The sequence below is a fragment of the Enterococcus sp. AZ129 genome (assembly GCF_051714505.1).
Taxonomy (GTDB): Bacteria; Bacillota; Bacilli; order Lactobacillales; family Enterococcaceae; genus Enterococcus; species Enterococcus faecalis.
The window spans coordinates 2,439,520-2,456,955 of sequence record NZ_JBIORY010000001.1 but is presented as its reverse complement, the minus strand read 5'-3'; the positions used below and the strand labels follow the sequence as shown (position 1 = coordinate 2,456,955).

18 protein-coding genes are annotated in these 17,436 nt (G+C 37.7%); 15 read left to right on the top strand and 3 right to left on the bottom strand.

Annotated features, from left to right (window positions below):
* The first annotated feature begins 22 nt into the window (after window positions 1-22).
* Both radC and IGJ90_RS12115 read left to right on the top strand, forming a co-directional pair.
* Window positions 23-721: a RadC family protein gene (radC, locus tag IGJ90_RS12120; RefSeq protein WP_002365188.1), complete on the top strand. Its 699-nt coding sequence runs from the start codon at window positions 23-25 to the stop codon at window positions 719-721.
* Between the two features lie 153 nt (window positions 722-874).
* Window positions 875-1,075, top strand: a complete 201-nt coding sequence (locus IGJ90_RS12115) for a cold-shock protein (RefSeq protein ID WP_002355121.1) — start codon at window positions 875-877, stop codon at window positions 1,073-1,075.
* A gap of 105 nt (window positions 1,076-1,180) precedes the next feature.
* Here IGJ90_RS12115 and rnjA read toward each other — a convergent pair whose 3' ends face one another.
* The 3 genes from rnjA to IGJ90_RS12100 all read right to left on the bottom strand — a co-directional run bounded on the left by rnjA (window position 1,181) and on the right by IGJ90_RS12100 (window position 3,771).
* The gene (gene rnjA, locus IGJ90_RS12110) at window positions 1,181-2,866 is read right to left on the bottom strand and encodes a ribonuclease J1 (RefSeq protein WP_002355122.1); all 1,686 of its coding nucleotides are present in this window, start codon (window positions 2,864-2,866) and stop codon (window positions 1,181-1,183) included.
* Window position 2,867: 1 nt separating this feature from the next.
* The gene (locus IGJ90_RS12105; protein WP_002355123.1) at window positions 2,868-3,080 is read right to left on the bottom strand and encodes a DNA-directed RNA polymerase subunit epsilon; all 213 of its coding nucleotides are present in this window, start codon (window positions 3,078-3,080) and stop codon (window positions 2,868-2,870) included.
* Between the two features lie 304 nt (window positions 3,081-3,384).
* Window positions 3,385-3,771 carry a YbaN family protein gene (locus IGJ90_RS12100; RefSeq protein ID WP_002355126.1) on the bottom strand — a complete coding sequence of 129 codons (387 nt, stop codon included), beginning with the start codon at window positions 3,769-3,771 and terminating at the stop codon, window positions 3,385-3,387.
* Window positions 3,772-3,999: 228 nt separating this feature from the next.
* Between IGJ90_RS12100 and efrA the strand changes: the two genes are divergently transcribed.
* From efrA to IGJ90_RS12035, 13 genes are all read left to right on the top strand, one after another.
* A complete protein-coding gene (efrA, locus tag IGJ90_RS12095) occupies window positions 4,000-5,727 on the top strand; it encodes a multidrug efflux ABC transporter subunit EfrA (RefSeq protein ID WP_010783609.1) in 1,728 nt (575 codons plus the stop codon).
* Window positions 5,724-7,493, top strand: a complete 1,770-nt coding sequence (gene efrB, locus IGJ90_RS12090) for a multidrug efflux ABC transporter subunit EfrB (RefSeq protein WP_016633963.1) — start codon at window positions 5,724-5,726, stop codon at window positions 7,491-7,493. Before efrA ends, efrB begins: the two co-directional genes overlap by 4 nt.
* A gap of 242 nt (window positions 7,494-7,735) precedes the next feature.
* Window positions 7,736-8,227 (top strand): gamma carbonic anhydrase family protein, encoded by a 492-nt coding sequence (locus IGJ90_RS12085; protein WP_002367316.1) that lies wholly within the window; start codon window positions 7,736-7,738, stop codon window positions 8,225-8,227.
* Between the two features lie 13 nt (window positions 8,228-8,240).
* Window positions 8,241-9,392, top strand: a complete 1,152-nt coding sequence (wecB, locus tag IGJ90_RS12080; RefSeq protein WP_002385282.1) for a non-hydrolyzing UDP-N-acetylglucosamine 2-epimerase — start codon at window positions 8,241-8,243, stop codon at window positions 9,390-9,392.
* A gap of 73 nt (window positions 9,393-9,465) precedes the next feature.
* Complete coding sequence (locus IGJ90_RS12075) at window positions 9,466-10,143, top strand: HAD family hydrolase (protein ID WP_438768198.1); 678 nt, start codon at window positions 9,466-9,468, stop codon at window positions 10,141-10,143.
* A 207-nt stretch (window positions 10,144-10,350) separates the two neighbouring features.
* Entirely contained in the window at window positions 10,351-11,736 is a 1,386-nt protein-coding gene (gene mltG, locus IGJ90_RS12070; protein WP_002375722.1) for an endolytic transglycosylase MltG, read from the top strand.
* 260 nt (window positions 11,737-11,996) lie between these two features.
* The gene (greA, locus tag IGJ90_RS12065) at window positions 11,997-12,476 is read left to right on the top strand and encodes a transcription elongation factor GreA (protein WP_002355133.1); all 480 of its coding nucleotides are present in this window, start codon (window positions 11,997-11,999) and stop codon (window positions 12,474-12,476) included.
* Between the two features lie 150 nt (window positions 12,477-12,626).
* On the top strand, window positions 12,627-13,358 hold the full coding sequence (liaF, locus tag IGJ90_RS12060; RefSeq protein ID WP_002381168.1) for a cell wall-active antibiotics response protein LiaF: 732 nt from the start codon (window positions 12,627-12,629) through the stop codon (window positions 13,356-13,358).
* Window positions 13,355-14,458 carry a sensor histidine kinase gene (locus IGJ90_RS12055; RefSeq protein WP_002365182.1) on the top strand — a complete coding sequence of 368 codons (1,104 nt, stop codon included), beginning with the start codon at window positions 13,355-13,357 and terminating at the stop codon, window positions 14,456-14,458. The genes liaF and IGJ90_RS12055 overlap by 4 nt, the downstream gene beginning before the upstream one ends.
* Window positions 14,433-15,065, top strand: coding sequence for a response regulator (locus IGJ90_RS12050; RefSeq protein WP_002355137.1), 633 nt, complete (start codon window positions 14,433-14,435; stop codon window positions 15,063-15,065). Before IGJ90_RS12055 ends, IGJ90_RS12050 begins: the two co-directional genes overlap by 26 nt.
* A 103-nt stretch (window positions 15,066-15,168) precedes the next feature.
* Entirely contained in the window at window positions 15,169-15,834 is a 666-nt protein-coding gene (locus tag IGJ90_RS12045; RefSeq protein ID WP_002355139.1) for a potassium channel family protein, read from the top strand.
* Window positions 15,835-15,888: 54 nt separating this feature from the next.
* A complete protein-coding gene (locus tag IGJ90_RS12040) occupies window positions 15,889-16,218 on the top strand; it encodes a HesB/YadR/YfhF family protein (RefSeq protein ID WP_002355140.1) in 330 nt (109 codons plus the stop codon).
* A 207-nt stretch (window positions 16,219-16,425) separates the two neighbouring features.
* Window positions 16,426-17,364, top strand: coding sequence for a glycosyltransferase family 2 protein (locus IGJ90_RS12035; RefSeq protein ID WP_002373102.1), 939 nt, complete (start codon window positions 16,426-16,428; stop codon window positions 17,362-17,364).
* The last annotated feature ends 72 nt before the right edge of the window (window positions 17,365-17,436 follow it).

Sequence of the window (17,436 nt, the reverse complement as noted above, 5' to 3'; positions counted from 1 at the left end):
GACTAGCAAAGGAGGTTTTTTTATGCAAGTATCGGATCTGTTTATTCGCGAGATGCCGAGTGATTGTTTACCACGAGAACGGCTCTTAGCGATAGGAGAAAAAGCATTATCGAATCAAGAGTTGTTGGCGATTCTGTTACGAACTGGCTCAAAAGAAGCAGACGTGATGACTGTTGCCGCAACGCTATTAAAACAGTTTAAGCAACTTTCTTATTTGCAGCAAGCTACGTTGAACGAGTTAATGGCTATTAAAGGCATTGGCCAAGTGAAAGCCATTGAATTACGTGCGGCCATTGAATTGGGGTGTCGAATTTATCAAAGTAGTCAAATCAAATTTGGCAAAGTTACGTCCAGTCAACAAGTCGCTCAACGATTACTCCAAGAGATGAAGGGGCTGCAACAAGAACATTTAATTTGTATTTACTTGAATACCAAGAATGACATTATCCAACAGAAAACGATTTTCAAAGGATCACTGAATCAAAGTATTGCTCATCCACGCGAAATTTTTCGGGAAGCGGTTAAATATTCTTCTGCTCGCATACTATTAGCTCATAATCATCCATCTGGCAATCCGACACCGTCACCACAAGATATTCAATTTACTAAACGAATGGAAGAATGTGGCGAAATGATGGGGATTCAATTGTTGGATCATATTATTGTTGGTGATAGCGGATACATTAGTTTGAGAGAAGAGAATTTTTTTGCTTCAGAATGAGGACAATTCTTGCAAAAATATTTTATCACGTGTAAAATGAAAGGGTAATCTTGTTTGGAATTATGTAGACTTTTTAAATTTTTTTAAATATTCTATTGGAAGCGAGCAAAGTTACGACTATTTATGTGCAAATGCACGAGGAGGAACAAAAGAATGGAACAAGGAACAGTAAAATGGTTTAACGCAGAAAAAGGTTTTGGGTTTATCTCACGCGAAGACGGAAGCGACGTATTCGTACACTTCTCAGCTATCCAAGGTGATGGTTTCAAAACTTTAGAAGAAGGTCAAGCAGTGACTTTTGATGTTGAAGATTCAGACCGTGGCCCTCAAGCAGTTAACGTAGAAAAAAACTAATAAAAAATAATCCAAAAACACCTAACGCATGTTAGGTGTTTTTTTGTTAGAAAAAATAGAGAAGAAAAATGGACAAACATTTTTCTTCTCTATTAAATGAGAGCTTTATTGATCACTAACTGTGGCAGTCATAATCATTGGCAGAATCATTGGATGACGTTCTGTTTGTTCAAACAAGAAAGGCTGTAAAGCGGTCGTCATGGCTTCGCCTAATTTTGCTTCGGTACAGTTTTTATCTTTCATTGCTTCACGTAGAGCATTGAATAAAAGACGTTGGCCTTCATGAATCATATCACCAGACTCACGCATGTAGACAAAACCACGGGAAAGAATGTCTGGACCAGCCATAATTTCTTTATTTTTAATATCAACCGTTGCTACCGCTAAAACTAAACCTTCTTCAGATAAGATACGACGATCCCGTAAAACAACATTCCCGATATCACCGACACCATTTCCATCAACGTACACGTCATTAGCGTTGAAGTGACCAGCAGGACGTGCGCTATCAGCCGTTAAAGCTAAGACATCGCCGTTGCCCATGATAAAGCAATTTTCTTCAGGAACCCCTGTATCTTGAGCGAGCGAAGCATGGATTTTTAACATTCTAAATTCACCATGAACAGGCATGAAATATTTAGGCTTCATCAAACGAAGCATTAATTTTTGCTCTTCTTGTCCACCGTGACCAGAAGTATGGATATTATTGATTTTTCCGTGGATAACTTCTGCACCGGCTTCAGATAATAAGTTGATTAAACGGTTAACGCTTGTCGTATTCCCAGGAATTGGTGAACTTGAGAAAACAACCGTATCGCCTGGTTGAATACTAATTTGGCGATGTGTACCGTTAGCAATCCGACTAAGCGCGGCCATAGGTTCTCCTTGAGAGCCAGTACATAAAATCATTGTTTCATTTGCTGGCAATTGATTCAGTTCCGCCGCATCGACAAACGTTCCTTTTGGCACTTTGATGTAGCCTAAGCGTTCGCCATTGACAATGGCATTTTCCATGCTACGACCAAAAACAGCAATTTTGCGACCGGTTTTCACGGCTGCATCAGCAGCTTGTTGTAAACGGAAAATGTTTGAAGCAAAACTGGCAAAGATAATCCGACCATCAATTTTTTCAAAGATTTTTAAAATAGAGGTCCCAATTGTTTTTTCGGATTTTGTAAAGGTGGGTATTTCAGCATTGGTACTGTCTGAAAGAAGACAAAGGACGCCTTCTTCACCTAATTTCGCCATTCTGTGTAAGTTGGCCGGCTCACCAACGGGTGTAAAGTCAAACTTAAAGTCACCTGTTGCGACAATGTTACCAGAAGGCGTTTTAACCACAACGCCCAAGGCATCAGGAATACTGTGAGTCGTCCGGAAAAAGCTAATCGCTGTTTTTCTAAAACGAATCACCGTATCTTCATTAATTTCGTGTAATTCCGCTTCTCGCAATAAACCATGTTCATCTAGTTTGTTGGTAATTAAAGCCAAGGCTAGTGGTCCTGCATAGATTGGGATATTCGCTTGACGTAAAAGATAAGGGACGCCACCAATATGGTCTTCGTGACCGTGGGTAATAACGAGTGCTTTGACTTTATGCAAATTTTGAACGATGTAGCTATAATCTGGAATCACGTAGTCAATCCCAAGTAAATCATCTTCTGGGAATTTGATCCCAGCATCAATAATGATAATTTCATCTTGGAATTGTACCCCATATGTGTTTTTTCCAATTTCGCCTAAACCACCGATTGCAAAAACGCCAGTTTCGTTATTTTTTATGTTTACTTTCATGTTAAAACTCCGTTAGAGTGAAGTCCGCATGTTCTTGCTCGTAAGCAAGATGTTTTTCGTCTAATAATTGAACGTATTCAATATTGTATGGGGTATTTTCTTCAACTAATTGGCGCACGATTACATCGCTATCGGCTTCCATGTAAAGAGATTTTGTGTCTTCTCTTTTTGGGTTTCTGATTTTTGTTTCTTGATAGTATACTTTGTAAATCATCGATTCATTTCTCCTTCAGCTACTAATAGTAGCAATTTATAGTTTTTTTCATTTTAAGACAGAAAATTAAACACAACAAAACGAGGTGCTGATCACCTAAAAAAGAATGCTCATCAAAAACATCTGTTAATGATGAAATGAAGCCTCGACTTTGCTTCATTCTGGGTATTTGATTTTATGTGTTCTTTTTCAACCGTCCCGTGTGTTGTGAATAACAACAATTAAGCTTATTTTATCATAGAATGATAAGGAAGTATAGAAACACTCACTGGACTTTAAAAAAAAACAAATTTCTTGTTTCGCCTTATTCTTGATCAAGTTCGAGTGCCTTTTTTTTAGGACGCCAATACCAACTTAAGCCAATCACGTGGGCTAAATAAACAATCGCTAAAGTCGTAGTCATCAACGTATTTCGGACAATTAAACACGGAATGGCAAATAAAAGAAACATGGAAATAAATAGTTTCCATTTACCTTTACGAGTAATTTTTTTCTCAAAGAAGGCTTCTTGGATATATTTTTGATAATAAGAAGAAGCTAAAAATTTGTTATAAAGTTTATCTGAACTACGCATCCAAAAAAAGGCCGTTAATAAATAAAAACCAGTGGTGGGTAAAAGCGGCAAAAAGATTCCTAACGTGCCTAAAGCAAACGTACAGGAACCGAGAAAAATGAAGAATAATTTTTTCATTCAAAGGGTCCTTTCAGTTTTTCCCAATTATGGCACAATCAAAAGGAAGTAGCAATTTTAATCGTATAAGTAAATCATTAAAATTATCTATTTTTTAGAAAATCAAAAAGAGAAAGGATAGAAAGAGAAAGGCTGTTTTTTCTAGCCAGACAGCTTGTATTACCGATTTCTTTTTGATACAGTGGGAGTACTAGAAAATTTAAAGTAAGATAAGAAGGAGATGATTAATTGAAGTTAATGTGGCGTTACACAATGCGTTATAAAAAATTACTTTTTGCTGATTTTATTTGTGTGTTTGGTTTTATTTTGATTGAATTAGGCTTGCCGACCATTTTAGCACGAATGATTGACAAAGGAATTATTCCTAGAGATATGGACTATATTTATCAGCAAGGGATTTGGATGGTTGTAATTACGATTATTGGTGTCGCAATGAATATTTTGCTAGGGTACTTTGGTGCCAGAATTACAACAAACATTGTTCGTGATATTCGTGATGATTTATTTGAAAAGATTCAAACTTTCTCACACAGTGAATATGAAAGTATTGGGGTTTCTTCCTTAATTACGCGAACGACCAATGATGCATACCAAATTATGCTCTTCATGGGAAATATTTTACGTCTTGGCTTTATGACGCCAGTGATGTTTATTGCCAGTCTTTACATGGTGATGCGAACGAGTCCGTCGTTAGGAATGTACGTTTTAGGTGCCTTGCCTTTTCTGCTGCTAGCAGTTGTCGGGATTGCTCGTTTGTCAGAACCGTTATCTAAAAAGCAACAAAAGAACTTAGATGGAATCAACGGGATTTTAAGAGAAAATCTTTCTGGATTGCGGGTAATACGCGCATTTGTTAATGAAAAATTTGAAGAATCTCGTTTTAATAAAGTCAATGAAACTTATACTAAAAGTTCAAAAAGTCTGTTTCGTTTAATGGCAGCAGCCCAACCAGGCTTCTTTTTCTTATTTAATATTGTGATGGTCTTAATCATTTGGAGCGGGACTGTTCAAATCAGCCACGGGGATTTAGAAGTTGGGAATTTAATAGCTTTTATTGAATATATTTTCCATGCGCTGTTCTCGTTTATGTTATTTGCCAGTGTCTTTATGATGTATCCGCGGGCTGCGGTTTCGGCTTCACGGATTCAAGAAGCCTTAGACATGGAACCAGCTATTCGTGAAGAAAAAGGCGTAACAGAAACAGCTACTAAAGGCTATCTAGAGTTTAAAAATGTAACCTTTGCCTATCCTGGACATGCGGAAAGCCCAGTCATCCGCAATGTAAGTTTTAAGGCGTCACCTGGTGAAACAGTGGCCTTTATTGGGAGCACAGGTAGTGGGAAATCAACATTAATTCAATTGATTCCACGGTTTTATGATGTATCAGAAGGTGAAATTTTAATCGATGGAGTGAACGTAAAAGAGTACCAACTTAGTGCATTACGCAATAAGATTGGCTATATTCCACAAAAAGCGTTACTTTTTACTGGTACAATTGCTGATAATCTTCGCTACGGTAAGGAAGATGCGACGTTAGAAGAAATGGAACGAGCAATTGACATTGCTCAAGCTACAGAATTTGTTTCACAAAAACCGCAAGGCTATGATGAACCTCTTTCAGAAGGTGGCACGAACTTTTCTGGTGGTCAAAAACAACGTTTAGCTATCGCACGGGCGATTATTCGCAATCCGGAAATTTATATATTTGATGATAGTTTCTCTGCGTTAGATTATCAAACAGATGCAAATTTACGAGCGCGTCTGAAAAAAGAAACAACAGAATCCACTGTTTTAATTGTGGCACAACGTGTTGGAACAATTATGCATGCGGACCGCATTGTTGTTTTAAACGAAGGCGACGTGGTCGGAATTGGCACACATCGTGAATTACTTGAGACTTGTCCAATTTACTATGATATTGCGGCTTCTCAATTGTCAGAGGAGGAATTAGCATGAAACACGCCTTTTCTTCTATGAAACGAATCGGTCGCTATATTAAACCGTACCGAATGACGTTTTATTTAGTTATTTTATTTACAATATTAACCGTTGCCTTTAATGCAGCGTTGCCTTATTTGACTGGATTACCAACGACAGAAATTAGCCGTAATATTGCGGCTGGCGAATCCATTAATTTTGATTATGTAATCCAATGTTTAATTTGGATTTTAGTTGTGGGAACAGGTTATTGTGTGGCACAATTTTTGTCAGGCTTTTTAATGACGAATGTCGTTCAACAATCCATGCGCGATTTACGTCGCGATATTGAAGAAAAAATCAATCGTTTGCCAGTTTCTTATTTTGATAAGAACCAACAAGGAAATATTTTGTCACGGGTGACGAACGATGTGGATGCTGTCAGCAATGCGATGCAACAAAGTTTTATTAATATTGTTTCGGCAGTCCTAGGTATTGTGATGGCGGTAGTGATGATGTTCTTAATCAATCCGCTGATGGCGATTTTTTCAGTAATTATGATTCCGTTGTCTCTGATTATTTCAAGAACAATTGTTAAAATCTCCCAGAAATATTTCCAAGGAATGCAAAATTCTTTAGGAGACTTAAATGGTTATGTTCAAGAAAATATGACTGGGTTCAGTGTTTTAAAACTATATGGTCGGGAAAAAGAAACCCTTGAAGGCTTTAAACAAGTTAATCATCGTTTAAATGGTTTTGGTTTCAAAGCATCCTTTATCTCAGGATTAATGTTGCCATTGGTTCAGATGACCGCTTATGGGACCTATATCGGGGTAGCTGTCCTTGGTAGTTACTATGTGGTTGCTGGTGTGATCGTAGTGGGGCAATTACAAGCGTTTATTCAATATATTTGGCAAATTAGCCAACCAATGGGGAATATTACGCAGTTGTCTGCAGCTTTACAAAGCGCTTCAGCTTCGACCATGCGGATTTTTGAAATCCTAGATGAACCAGAAGAAGAACTTAACGAACAAGATGTTCCTTTGCCAGAACCTATTTTAGGCTCTGTTGAATTTGAAAATGTCAGCTTTAGTTATGACCCAGAAAAACCGTTAATTCGTAATTTGAACTTTAAAGTTGATGCGGGCCAAATGGTTGCGATTGTGGGACCAACTGGCGCTGGGAAAACAACCTTAATCAACTTACTGATGCGTTTTTATGATGTAACAGAAGGCGCCATTAAAATTGATGGCATTGACACGAAAAAAATGAATCGTAGTGATGTCCGTTCTGTATTTGGAATGGTATTGCAAGATGCTTGGTTGTATAAAGGTACCATTGCAGATAACATTCGTTTTGGGAAGTTAGATGCCACGGATTATGAAGTTGTCGATGCAGCGAAAACGGCCAATGTGGATCACTTCATTCGGACAATGCCAGACGGGTATGAAATGGAAATCAATTCTGAGGGAGATAACGTTTCCCTTGGTCAAAAACAATTGTTGACCATTGCCCGAGCGGTAATTTCTGATCCAAAAATTTTGATTTTAGATGAGGCGACTAGTTCAGTCGATACACGCTTGGAAGCCTTAATTCAAAAAGCAATGGATCGTGTTATGGAAGGACGAACGAGTTTCGTTATTGCCCACCGTCTATCAACTATTCGTGAAGCTGATTTAATTCTTGTTATGAAACAAGGAGAAATCATTGAAAAAGGTACGCATCATGAGTTGCTGGAACAAGGTGGCTTCTATGAAAAACTATACAATAGTCAATTTGCTGAAGAAGGCGACTATGAGGAATAAAAAGAGGTCGGGACAGAAGCGTTTAACTCCGAGAAATAAGAAGGAATTTCCGAAAATTGTTCTGTAATTTTTGGAGAATTCCGGCTTATTTCCTAAGGAGTTGCTTTTGTTCCCGCCGTTTATCAGTTTTTGAGCGTGGAGCAAAAATCCAAAGTGATTTTTGTCCCACGCTCTTTTCTTGTCTTTTTTACTATGAAAGTGAGGAATTCTTGTCTATACTTAATGAAAAGAGGTGACAGAGTTTGAAAAAAGAATATTTTATTGCTGCTAGTGCAGATGTCTATGGAAACGTACAACTAGCAAAGGATAGTAATATTTGGTTTCAGTCGGTCTTAAGAGGTGACAGTAACACAATTACCATTGGTGAAGGTAGTAATATTCAAGATGGCACGATTATTCATGTTGATGAAGATGCCCCGACAATTGTAGGCAAGTATGTAACGGTGGGCCATCAATGCATGTTACACGGTTGTAAAATCGGTGATGGTGCTTTGATTGGCATGGGGTCAACGATTCTGAATAATGCTATTATTGGAGAAAACAGCCTGATTGGTGCGGGCTCTTTAGTGACGGAAGGCAAAATTATCCCGCCAAATGTTTTAGCATTTGGTCGACCTGCGAAGGTTATCCGTCCGTTAACGGCAGCAGAAATAGCCAGTAATCATACGAACGCCTTACATTATGTTCAACGAGCAGAAGAATTTCGCCAACAAAAATACCCGAAACTAACATAGAATTAGGAGGAAAATGATGAAGAAAATTAAAGTAATGACAGTTTTTGGAACACGGCCAGAAGCAATCAAAATGGCCCCTTTAATCAAAGTTTTAGAAGAGCAAAGTCAAGGGTTTGACTCTGTAGTAGTTGTAACAGCGCAACATCGCCAAATGTTGGATCAAGTGTTAGAAGATTTTCAAATTACACCGAATCATGATTTAAATATCATGAAAGATGGGCAAACCTTAACAGATATTACAAGTCGTGTTTTGAATTTATTAACTGAGGTTCTTGTGACAGAACAGCCGGATATTGTCTTGGTTCATGGCGATACAACCACGTCATTTGCGGCTGCATTGGCTGCTTTTTATCAACAGATTCCAGTGGGACATGTGGAAGCAGGATTGCGGACCTGGCAAAAATATTCTCCGTTTCCGGAAGAAATGAATCGTCAACTGGTAGACGTGTTAACTGATATTTATTTTGCCCCAACCACTCAAAGTAAGGACAATTTAATCAAAGAAAATCATCCAGAAGAACATATTTATGTGACTGGCAATACAGCGATTGACGCGATGGCGTACACCGTTGATGCCCACTATCAAAATGATTTATTGGAGAAAATCCCTACAGACCAACGCATTGTACTAATCACAATGCATCGTCGTGAAAATTTAGGCCTACCAATGGCAAATGTGTTTAAAGCTGTTCGTCGACTTGTAATGGAACATCCAGAAATTGAAGTCATTTTCCCTATGCACAAAAATCCCAAAGTCCGTGAAATAGTAGCGGAACATTTAGGTGAATTAGCTCGTGTGCATTTAATTGAACCATTGGACGTCAAAGATTTTCAAAATTTTGCAGCAAAAAGTTCTTTAATTTTAACTGATTCTGGCGGTGTGCAAGAAGAAGCCCCTTCCTTAGGTGTGCCAGTTTTAGTTTTACGAGATACAACGGAACGTCCAGAAGGCGTAGCGGCAGGAACATTGAAATTGGTTGGTACAGACGAACAAGTAGTCTATCAAGAGGCGAAAACATTATTGACTGATTCTGATGCTTACCACGCGATGGCGCATGCACAAAATCCGTATGGGGATGGTCAAGCTAGCCGCCGAATCGTTGAAGCCATTGCCTATGAAATGCAGCAATCAGATAAAAAACCAGATACGTTTACAGCAAAATAAATAAAAAGGCAGAGAAGCGCTGAAAAGGTGCTTCTTTTGCGTATCTTATTTTGAAGAATCAATTAGACAAAAAATGCTAGAAAGTAGTGAAGTGAAGATGTATCAAACGATTTTATTTGATTTAGATGGCACAATTACGGATTCTGGTAGCGGCATTATGCGTTCTATTTTATACGCAACAGAACAATTAGGCTGGCCAGCTCCTAGCGAGGAGACGTTACGTTCTTTCATAGGGCCGCCTCTATATGAGTCGTTTTTGCACATGGCGCCTTCAGCTGAAGCAGCGCAACAAGCCGTGGGTCATTATCGAGTGTATTATCAGAGAAAAGGTATGTTTGAAAACCATGTGTATCCAGGGATTCCAGAAGTGTTAACAAGGTTAAAGGAAGCGGGAGCAAAGTTATACATTGCGACTTCCAAGCCAGAAGAATTTGCTAAAAAGATTATTACTCATTTTGATTTAGATCGTTATTTTACAGGCATCTATGGAGCGAGTATGGACGGTCATCGTTCTAAAAAAGCAGATGTGATTCAGTATGCATTAACGGAAGCTCAATTAGACCCAACCAAAGAAGCGATTATCATGGTTGGTGATCGTAATCATGACATTCTTGGTGCTCAACAAAATGGCTTAGATAGTATAGGTGTCTTGTATGGATTTGGTGAAGAAACAGAATTACAAGAGGCGGGAGCGACATTCCTAGTACAATCGCCTAAAGACTTAGGTGCTATTTTGCTACAAAATTCTTAATAAAAAATGGATTTTCGATAAATTTAGGAGGATTTTAAGATTTATTATCGTTTCAATAGAAAAGCGCCATCATAGGCTTTAAACGTTGTCAATGATGAATTTTTTATCGGGGAATGACGGTCTTTTTATTAAAAACATTTAATTTTAAAGAGGTTTCATGTATAATAGTTTCAGTCATAAACGATAGAATAGTAAGGAGGGTTAGTTTTGGCTAATGATAACCAAAATAACCAAGATCCCAAATCTTCGCTTAGAGACCAAGTAACTGGGTCTTTAAAAGGTAGAAATGATGGCGATCAACCTGATTCCTCTGAAAAAAATGATAGGTCTCCCCAACCTTCATCTGATGAATCACAAGAAACAGCGAGCCGCACAACACAAACACGTGCAGGTTCTAGAGCTGCTCGAAGACGTGGGAAAGACAAGACAACACAGACAGTCGAAGAGCCAACCCCGATTGAAACAGACGAAAAGCCAACAAATACAAAAAAACAAACACGTAAAAAAGAAGATCGTTTAGTCGGTCGTATCGTGTTAATTGTAGTTTCTGTATTGGTTTTAATGATGGCAATCTTTGGGTTTACTTTTTATAAATATGTAGACGCTGGGCTACAACCACTAGATAAGAACAATAAGAAGCTTGTTCAAGTGCATATCCCAGAAGGATCTTCTAATAAGCAAATTGCTGCGGTTTTAGAAGAAAGCAACGTCATTAAAAGCGGAATGGTTTTTAACTACTACGTAAAATTTAAAAACTTAACAGATTTTCAAGCGGGCTATTATCAAATGTCTCCAAGCATGACACTCGATGAAATTGGTGAAATGCTAAAAGAAGGAGGCACGCCAGAACCAACTAAAATCGCAGATGGCAAAGTAACGATTCCTGAAGGCTACGATATAGATAAAATTGGCGAAGCCATTGAAAAAAATACGGATTTCAAGAAAGCAGATTTCATTGCATTAATGAAAAACGAAGACTTCTTCAATCAAATGAAGGCTAAGTATCCTGATTTACTTGAAAGTGCTGCAACCGCAGAAGGTGTTCGTTATCGCTTAGAAGGCTATTTATTCCCGGCAACTTATGATTACTACAAAAAAGCAACACTTCCTGAATTTGTCGAACAAATGATTGCTAAAATGAACACAGTAATGGAACAATATACGCCGACAATTCATGCAAAGAATTTAACCAATCAGCAAGTCTTAACGTTAGCTTCATTGGTTGAAAAAGAAGGAGTCAAAGAAGCAGACCGCAAACAAATTGCGCAAGTATTCTTTAACCGCTTGGCTGCCGATATGCCGATCCAATCAGATATTTCTATTTTGTATGCTCTAGGAGAACACAAAGAAACTGTAACGTATGCTGACTTGGAAGTGGACTCGTCTTATAACTTGTATAAAAATACTGGTTATGGACCAGGACCATTAGATAGCCCAAGTGAGGAGTCAATTAAAGCAGTCTTGAATCCGACACCAAGTGACTATTTATACTTTGTAGCAGATATTTCTACAGGAAAAGTATACTTCTCAAAAACATATGAAGAACATCAAGTATTAGTAGATCAGTATGTCAATAATTCAAGTAGTGAATAAAATGAAAACATAAAAGAGCTTGGTGAATCAATTTTGTATGATTCACCAAGCTTTTAGATACTCAAAAAGTAATCTGTTTAAGAGAGGGAAAGCGTAGCAACTAGAAATTTATATAAATAAAATTTAGCAAAATCACAAAAATTCAATAATTATATTTACAATTTAGAAAAAGCGTGGTACTCTTTTGTGGATTGAAAGCGGAATTTTTTTCAATAACCAACCAAGAACTACGTATCGTTAAGCGAAAAAGGAGAATTAACATGGTAGAAAAAGTATATCCAATGACTCTTGAAGGAAAAGAAAAATTAGAACAAGAGCTAGAAGAATTAAAAACAATTAAACGTAAAGAAATCGTAGAGCGTATTAAAATCGCTCGTAGCTTTGGGGATCTTTCAGAGAACTCAGAGTATGAATCAGCTAAAGATGAACAAGCTTTCGTTGAAGGACGTATTACAACGTTAGAAAATATGATTCGTTTTGCAGAAATCATCGATAATGATGGCGTGGACCAAGACGAAGTTTCCATCGGTAAAACAGTTACTTTCCAAGAATTGCCTGATGGAGAAGAAGAGGAATACACAATCGTAGGAAGTGCCGAAGCCGATCCATTTTCTGGTAAAATTTCTAACGATTCACCGATTGCGCAAGCCTTAATTGGTAAACAATTAGGTGACCAAGTGATTATTGCAACACCTGGTGGCGACATGACAGTTAAAATTACAAAAGTTGAAGCAAACTAAATAATTGAGTAGGGCAGGCAGCTTCCAAGGCCTGTCCTTTCGCAATCTAAGACATTTAGGGCTAAAGTCCTATGGTAACCTGAGGCGCAAACCACTATGATTAAATAAAATAAACGAGTAAAATAAATGACAGAGGGAGGAGGCAAATCTATGAATAACCCTTGGCGCTTTTTTATCGTCGCAGAAGCATTACTTTTTATTCTGGCGTTATGGCAAATTGTACATAATCCTGGATTAGCTGTTTTATTAACAATTGGCGTTTTACTTGTGGCCTATGTTTCCAGGAAAGCATCTAAAACACATTTTAACAACTTTCAATTCGTCCTCGGCGTTGTTTTTATTGTCATTGGTGCAATGAACAGTACAGCTGTTTGGTTTATGTTGATTTTTGGCGTACTCTTTATCGGCTTAAAAGGCTTTGAGATTTCAGGCGTGGATATAGCTGAGCGAGCACCTTGGCGAAAAAAACAAATGATTATGGTGGAGACGGCGGCAAAAGAACCTAAAAATGGCAAACGATTTAAACGCCGTTGGTTTGCCAACGAACGCATTGGTAACAATATCTATGAATGGGATGATATCAATATTGATTTAATTTCTGGGGACACCATTATTGATTTAGGTAATACGCTACTACCGAAAGAAGACAATATTATTATTATTCGTAAAGGTTTTGGCCGCACGCGAATTCTAGTACCGTTAGGTGTAGCTATTTTGTTAGAACATTCAACTTTTTACGGAACGGTACGTTTTGAAGAAGAAAAATATCAATTGAAAAACGAATCATTAAAAATTTACAGCAATGATTATGATACCAATCTTCGTCGTTTGAAAATTATGACGAACACTTTAGTAGGAGATGTTGAGGTGATCCGTGTATGACCGATCGGATTTCAAGACGCATGATTTCATTATATGCGTCCCTTAGCACCTTTATTGTTATCTTAATTACATTGTTTTCATATTTTCATTCGATTAAACAAAACCGGTGGCTATTAGAGCTTCTTCAGAGAAAAGTCTTTTATCTACCACTAATTGTGCACATTGTTCTCATATCCTTACTAATAGGCTTATTGACCTTTTTACTGATTTCCTTGGTTCAAAAAGGGCAATATGGACGGATTGAAGAAAAACTTCGGTTATTGGCCAACGGTAATTATGAAAGTCCAGTCTTAAACAAACCAACGACCAGTGAAAATCAAGATCATTATCTAACCGAAGTCGAACAAGATATTTGGTCGATTAAAAATAAATTATTAGAGATGTCTAAAGAATTGCAATTATTAAACAGTCGACCGCAATTAATGGATGGGCAAACAAAAGAAGAAATTTTAGAGAACGAGCGGCATCGTTTGGCGCGGGAGTTGCATGATTCAGTCAGTCAACAACTTTTTGCAGCCATGATGATGTTGTCTGCCTTAAATGAACAAGCACAACGAACAGAAACCCCGGAACCATATCGTAAACAACTAGCCATGGTGGCAGAAATCATTAATGCCTCCCAATCGGAAATGCGCGCGTTATTATTGCACTTGCGTCCTATCAGTCTAGAAGGAAAAAGTTTGCGTAAAGGTATTGAACAATTACTGAAAGAACTACAAACAAAAATTAAAATTGAATTGATTTGGGATGTTGAAGATGTTCATTTAAATAGCAGTATTGAGGATCATCTTTTCCGAATTGTGCAGGAATTACTTTCAAATACCTTAAGACATGCCAAAGCAAAGGAATTAGAGGTATATTTACACCAAGTCGATAAAAACGTGTTATTGCGTATTGTTGATGATGGTGTCGGCTTTGATATGAAGGAACAAAGTAATAAAGCCGGTAGTTATGGCTTAAATAATATTCGAGAACGTGTTGTCGGCATGGGCGGTACAGTTAAAATTATTAGTTTTAAAGGGCAGGGAACCAGCGTTGAAATTAAAGTTCCTGTCATAAAGGAGGAAACTGCAAGTGATCAAAGTAATGTTAGTGGATGACCATGAAATGGTCCGTTTAGGCGTTTCATCATATTTATCTATTCAAGAGGATATAGAAGTCGTAGGCGAAGCAGAAAACGGTAAGATTGGCTATGAAAAAGCATTGGAACTACGTCCAGATGTTATTTTGATGGATTTGGTAATGGAAGAAATGGACGGCATTGATTCAACCAAAGCGATCTTGAAAGATTGGCCAGAAGCCAAGATTATTATTGTGACGAGTTTTATTGATGATGAAAAAGTGTATCCGGCGATTGAAGCTGGTGCAGCGGGCTACCTATTAAAAACATCAACAGCACATGAGATTGCCGATGCAATTCGGGCGACTTATCGCGGAGAGCGTGTGTTGGAACCTGAAGTGACGCATAAGATGATGGAACGGTTAACAAAAAAACAAGAGCCGGTGTTGCACGAAGATTTGACAAACCGAGAACACGAAATTTTAATGTTGATTGCACAAGGTAAAAGTAATCAGGAAATTGCTGATGAACTCTTTATCACTTTGAAAACAGTTAAAACACATGTTTCAAACATTTTAGCAAAACTAGATGTGGATGATCGGACCCAAGCGGCGATTTATGCTTTTCAACATGGTTTAGCCAAATAAATATCAGATAAATCCATAAATAAATTCTAGGAAATCCTTCTAGGAATTTATTTATGGATTTGTTATACTAATTTTAACGAACAGACAGGAGCGGTCAGAAGAAATGAAACAAAATTTTGCAATTATTGGTTTAGGACGTTTTGGCGGCAGCATATGCCAAACTTTGGTGGAAGCTGGTCAAGAAGTTTTGGCCATTGACAGCAGTGAAGACCGTGTCAATGAATATATGAATATTGCAACGCATGCAGTGGTGGCTAACGCCCAAGATGAAATGACGTTGCGTTCTTTAGGAATTCGGAATTTTGATCACGTAGTGGTGGCAATTGGTGAAGATATTCAAGCGAGTATTTTAGTGACACTAATGGTTAAAGAGATGGGGGTTCCCAATGTCTTGGCCAAAGCAGTCAATGAATATCATGCCCGTGTCTTAGATAAAATTGGGGCAGACATGGTCGTTCACCCAGAGCGAGATATGGGTATTCGAATTGCCCATAAACTTGTTTCACGCAATATTTTAGATTATATTGAATTATCTAGCGAATTTTCATTAGCTGAGGTTCGGGTCACCAATCCTAAATTTTACAATAAAACCTTAGCAGAATTAAATTTCCGTCAGCGATTTGGTTTAACTGTGGTAGCGATTCGCCGCTCGAAAACAGAAGTAATTGCTTCGCCAGATGCTTCTGAAATTGTTCGAGAAAACGACAATTTATTAGTTATCGGTGATACCGCAGATGTTGATTTATTAGATGAAAAAATGAATGGCTAAGCACTTTATTCTCTAAAAGCACTGCGCTGTGCTACAATAAATGGCGACAGAGATGTGAAGGAGGAACAAAGAATGAAATTAGAAGTGACACCGAAAGCCCAACAATGGTTTAAAGAAGAAACCGGGGTTCAGCCTGAGACAGGCATTCGTTTTTTCGGAAAAATTTACGGAAAAACACCTGTTCATGATGGTTTTTCCATTGCGATGTCTGTAGAAGCGCCAGATGAGCCAATGATTAAAGAGAACCTAGATGGGATTACCTATTTTATTGAAGAAACAGATGATTGGTTCTTTAAAGGGTATGATTTGATTGTTGATTATGATGAAAAGAATGATGAACCGCGTTATCAATTTGAAGCAAACCAAGAAGATTTAACAAAATAATTTTAGTGCTAAACAAAAGAGGCTGAAGTAGTGCGTAGGACTATTTCTATTGCTTTCGTTTAACCGCTAGTCAGCCTGAGAAAAAATCGTTTTGGATTTTTTCTCAGGTTCTTTCTATTTAATTAAGCTATTCTTAATTGGATATCGTTATTTAATAAGGCTATCATATGGTATAATGATAATTAACTGAAGTGTGGAGGAAATAAAATGCTATCAATTGTTGTCCCTTGTTATAATGAGGAAGCAGCGATTCCGCTGTTTTTTGAAGAAGTAGAAAAAATTAGCCAGCAACTGTCTCATTCAGTAGAATATATATTTGTGAATGATGGCTCAAAAGATAATACGTTAGCTGTTTTAAGACAGCTTTATCGCGAACATCCAGAGAAGGTCCGTTATCTTTCTTTTTCACGAAATTTTGGGAAAGAAGCAGGCTTATACGCTGGTTTAAAAGAAGCAACAGGTGACTTAGTGACAGTCATGGACGTTGATTTACAAGACCCGCCTGAGTTATTACCTCAAATGATTGAGATGATTGAAACCAGTACAGATTTAGATTGTGTTGGCACACGACGCATAACAAGAGACGGCGAACCGCCCATTCGTAGCTTTTTTGCACGGATGTTCTATAAACTCATTAATCGGATTGCTGAGACGGAAATGGTGGATGGTGCCCGTGACTTTCGTGTCATGACCCGACAAATGGTCGATGCGATTTTAGAGTTATCTGAGTATAATCGTTTCTCAAAAGGGATTTTTAGTTGGGTCGGCTTTAAAACAGAATATATTGAATTTAAAAATCGAGAACGAATTGCTGGAGAAACCTCTTGGTCTTTCTGGAGTCTATTAAGTTATTCAATTGACGGGATTGTCAATTTTTCAGAAACACCATTGAATATTGCTTCATACGTTGGCGCCTTTTCGTGTATTGGTTCTGCACTAGCAATGTTAGTGATTATCTTTCGAACATTAGTTAATGGTGATCCAACAAGCGGCTGGCCTTCAATGGTTTGTATTGTACTTTTTGTAGGTGGTTTGCAACTATTATGTTTAGGAATTATTGGCAAATATATCGGCAAAATTTTCTTAGAAACGAAAAAACGACCAATTTATATTGTAAAGGAATCAGAAAAAGATTCTAAAAAATAACCAAAAAAGCAGAGAAAAATTCTCTGTTTTTTTGTTGTGCATTAAAAAAAGTGTGAATAGACTTTTCAGAAA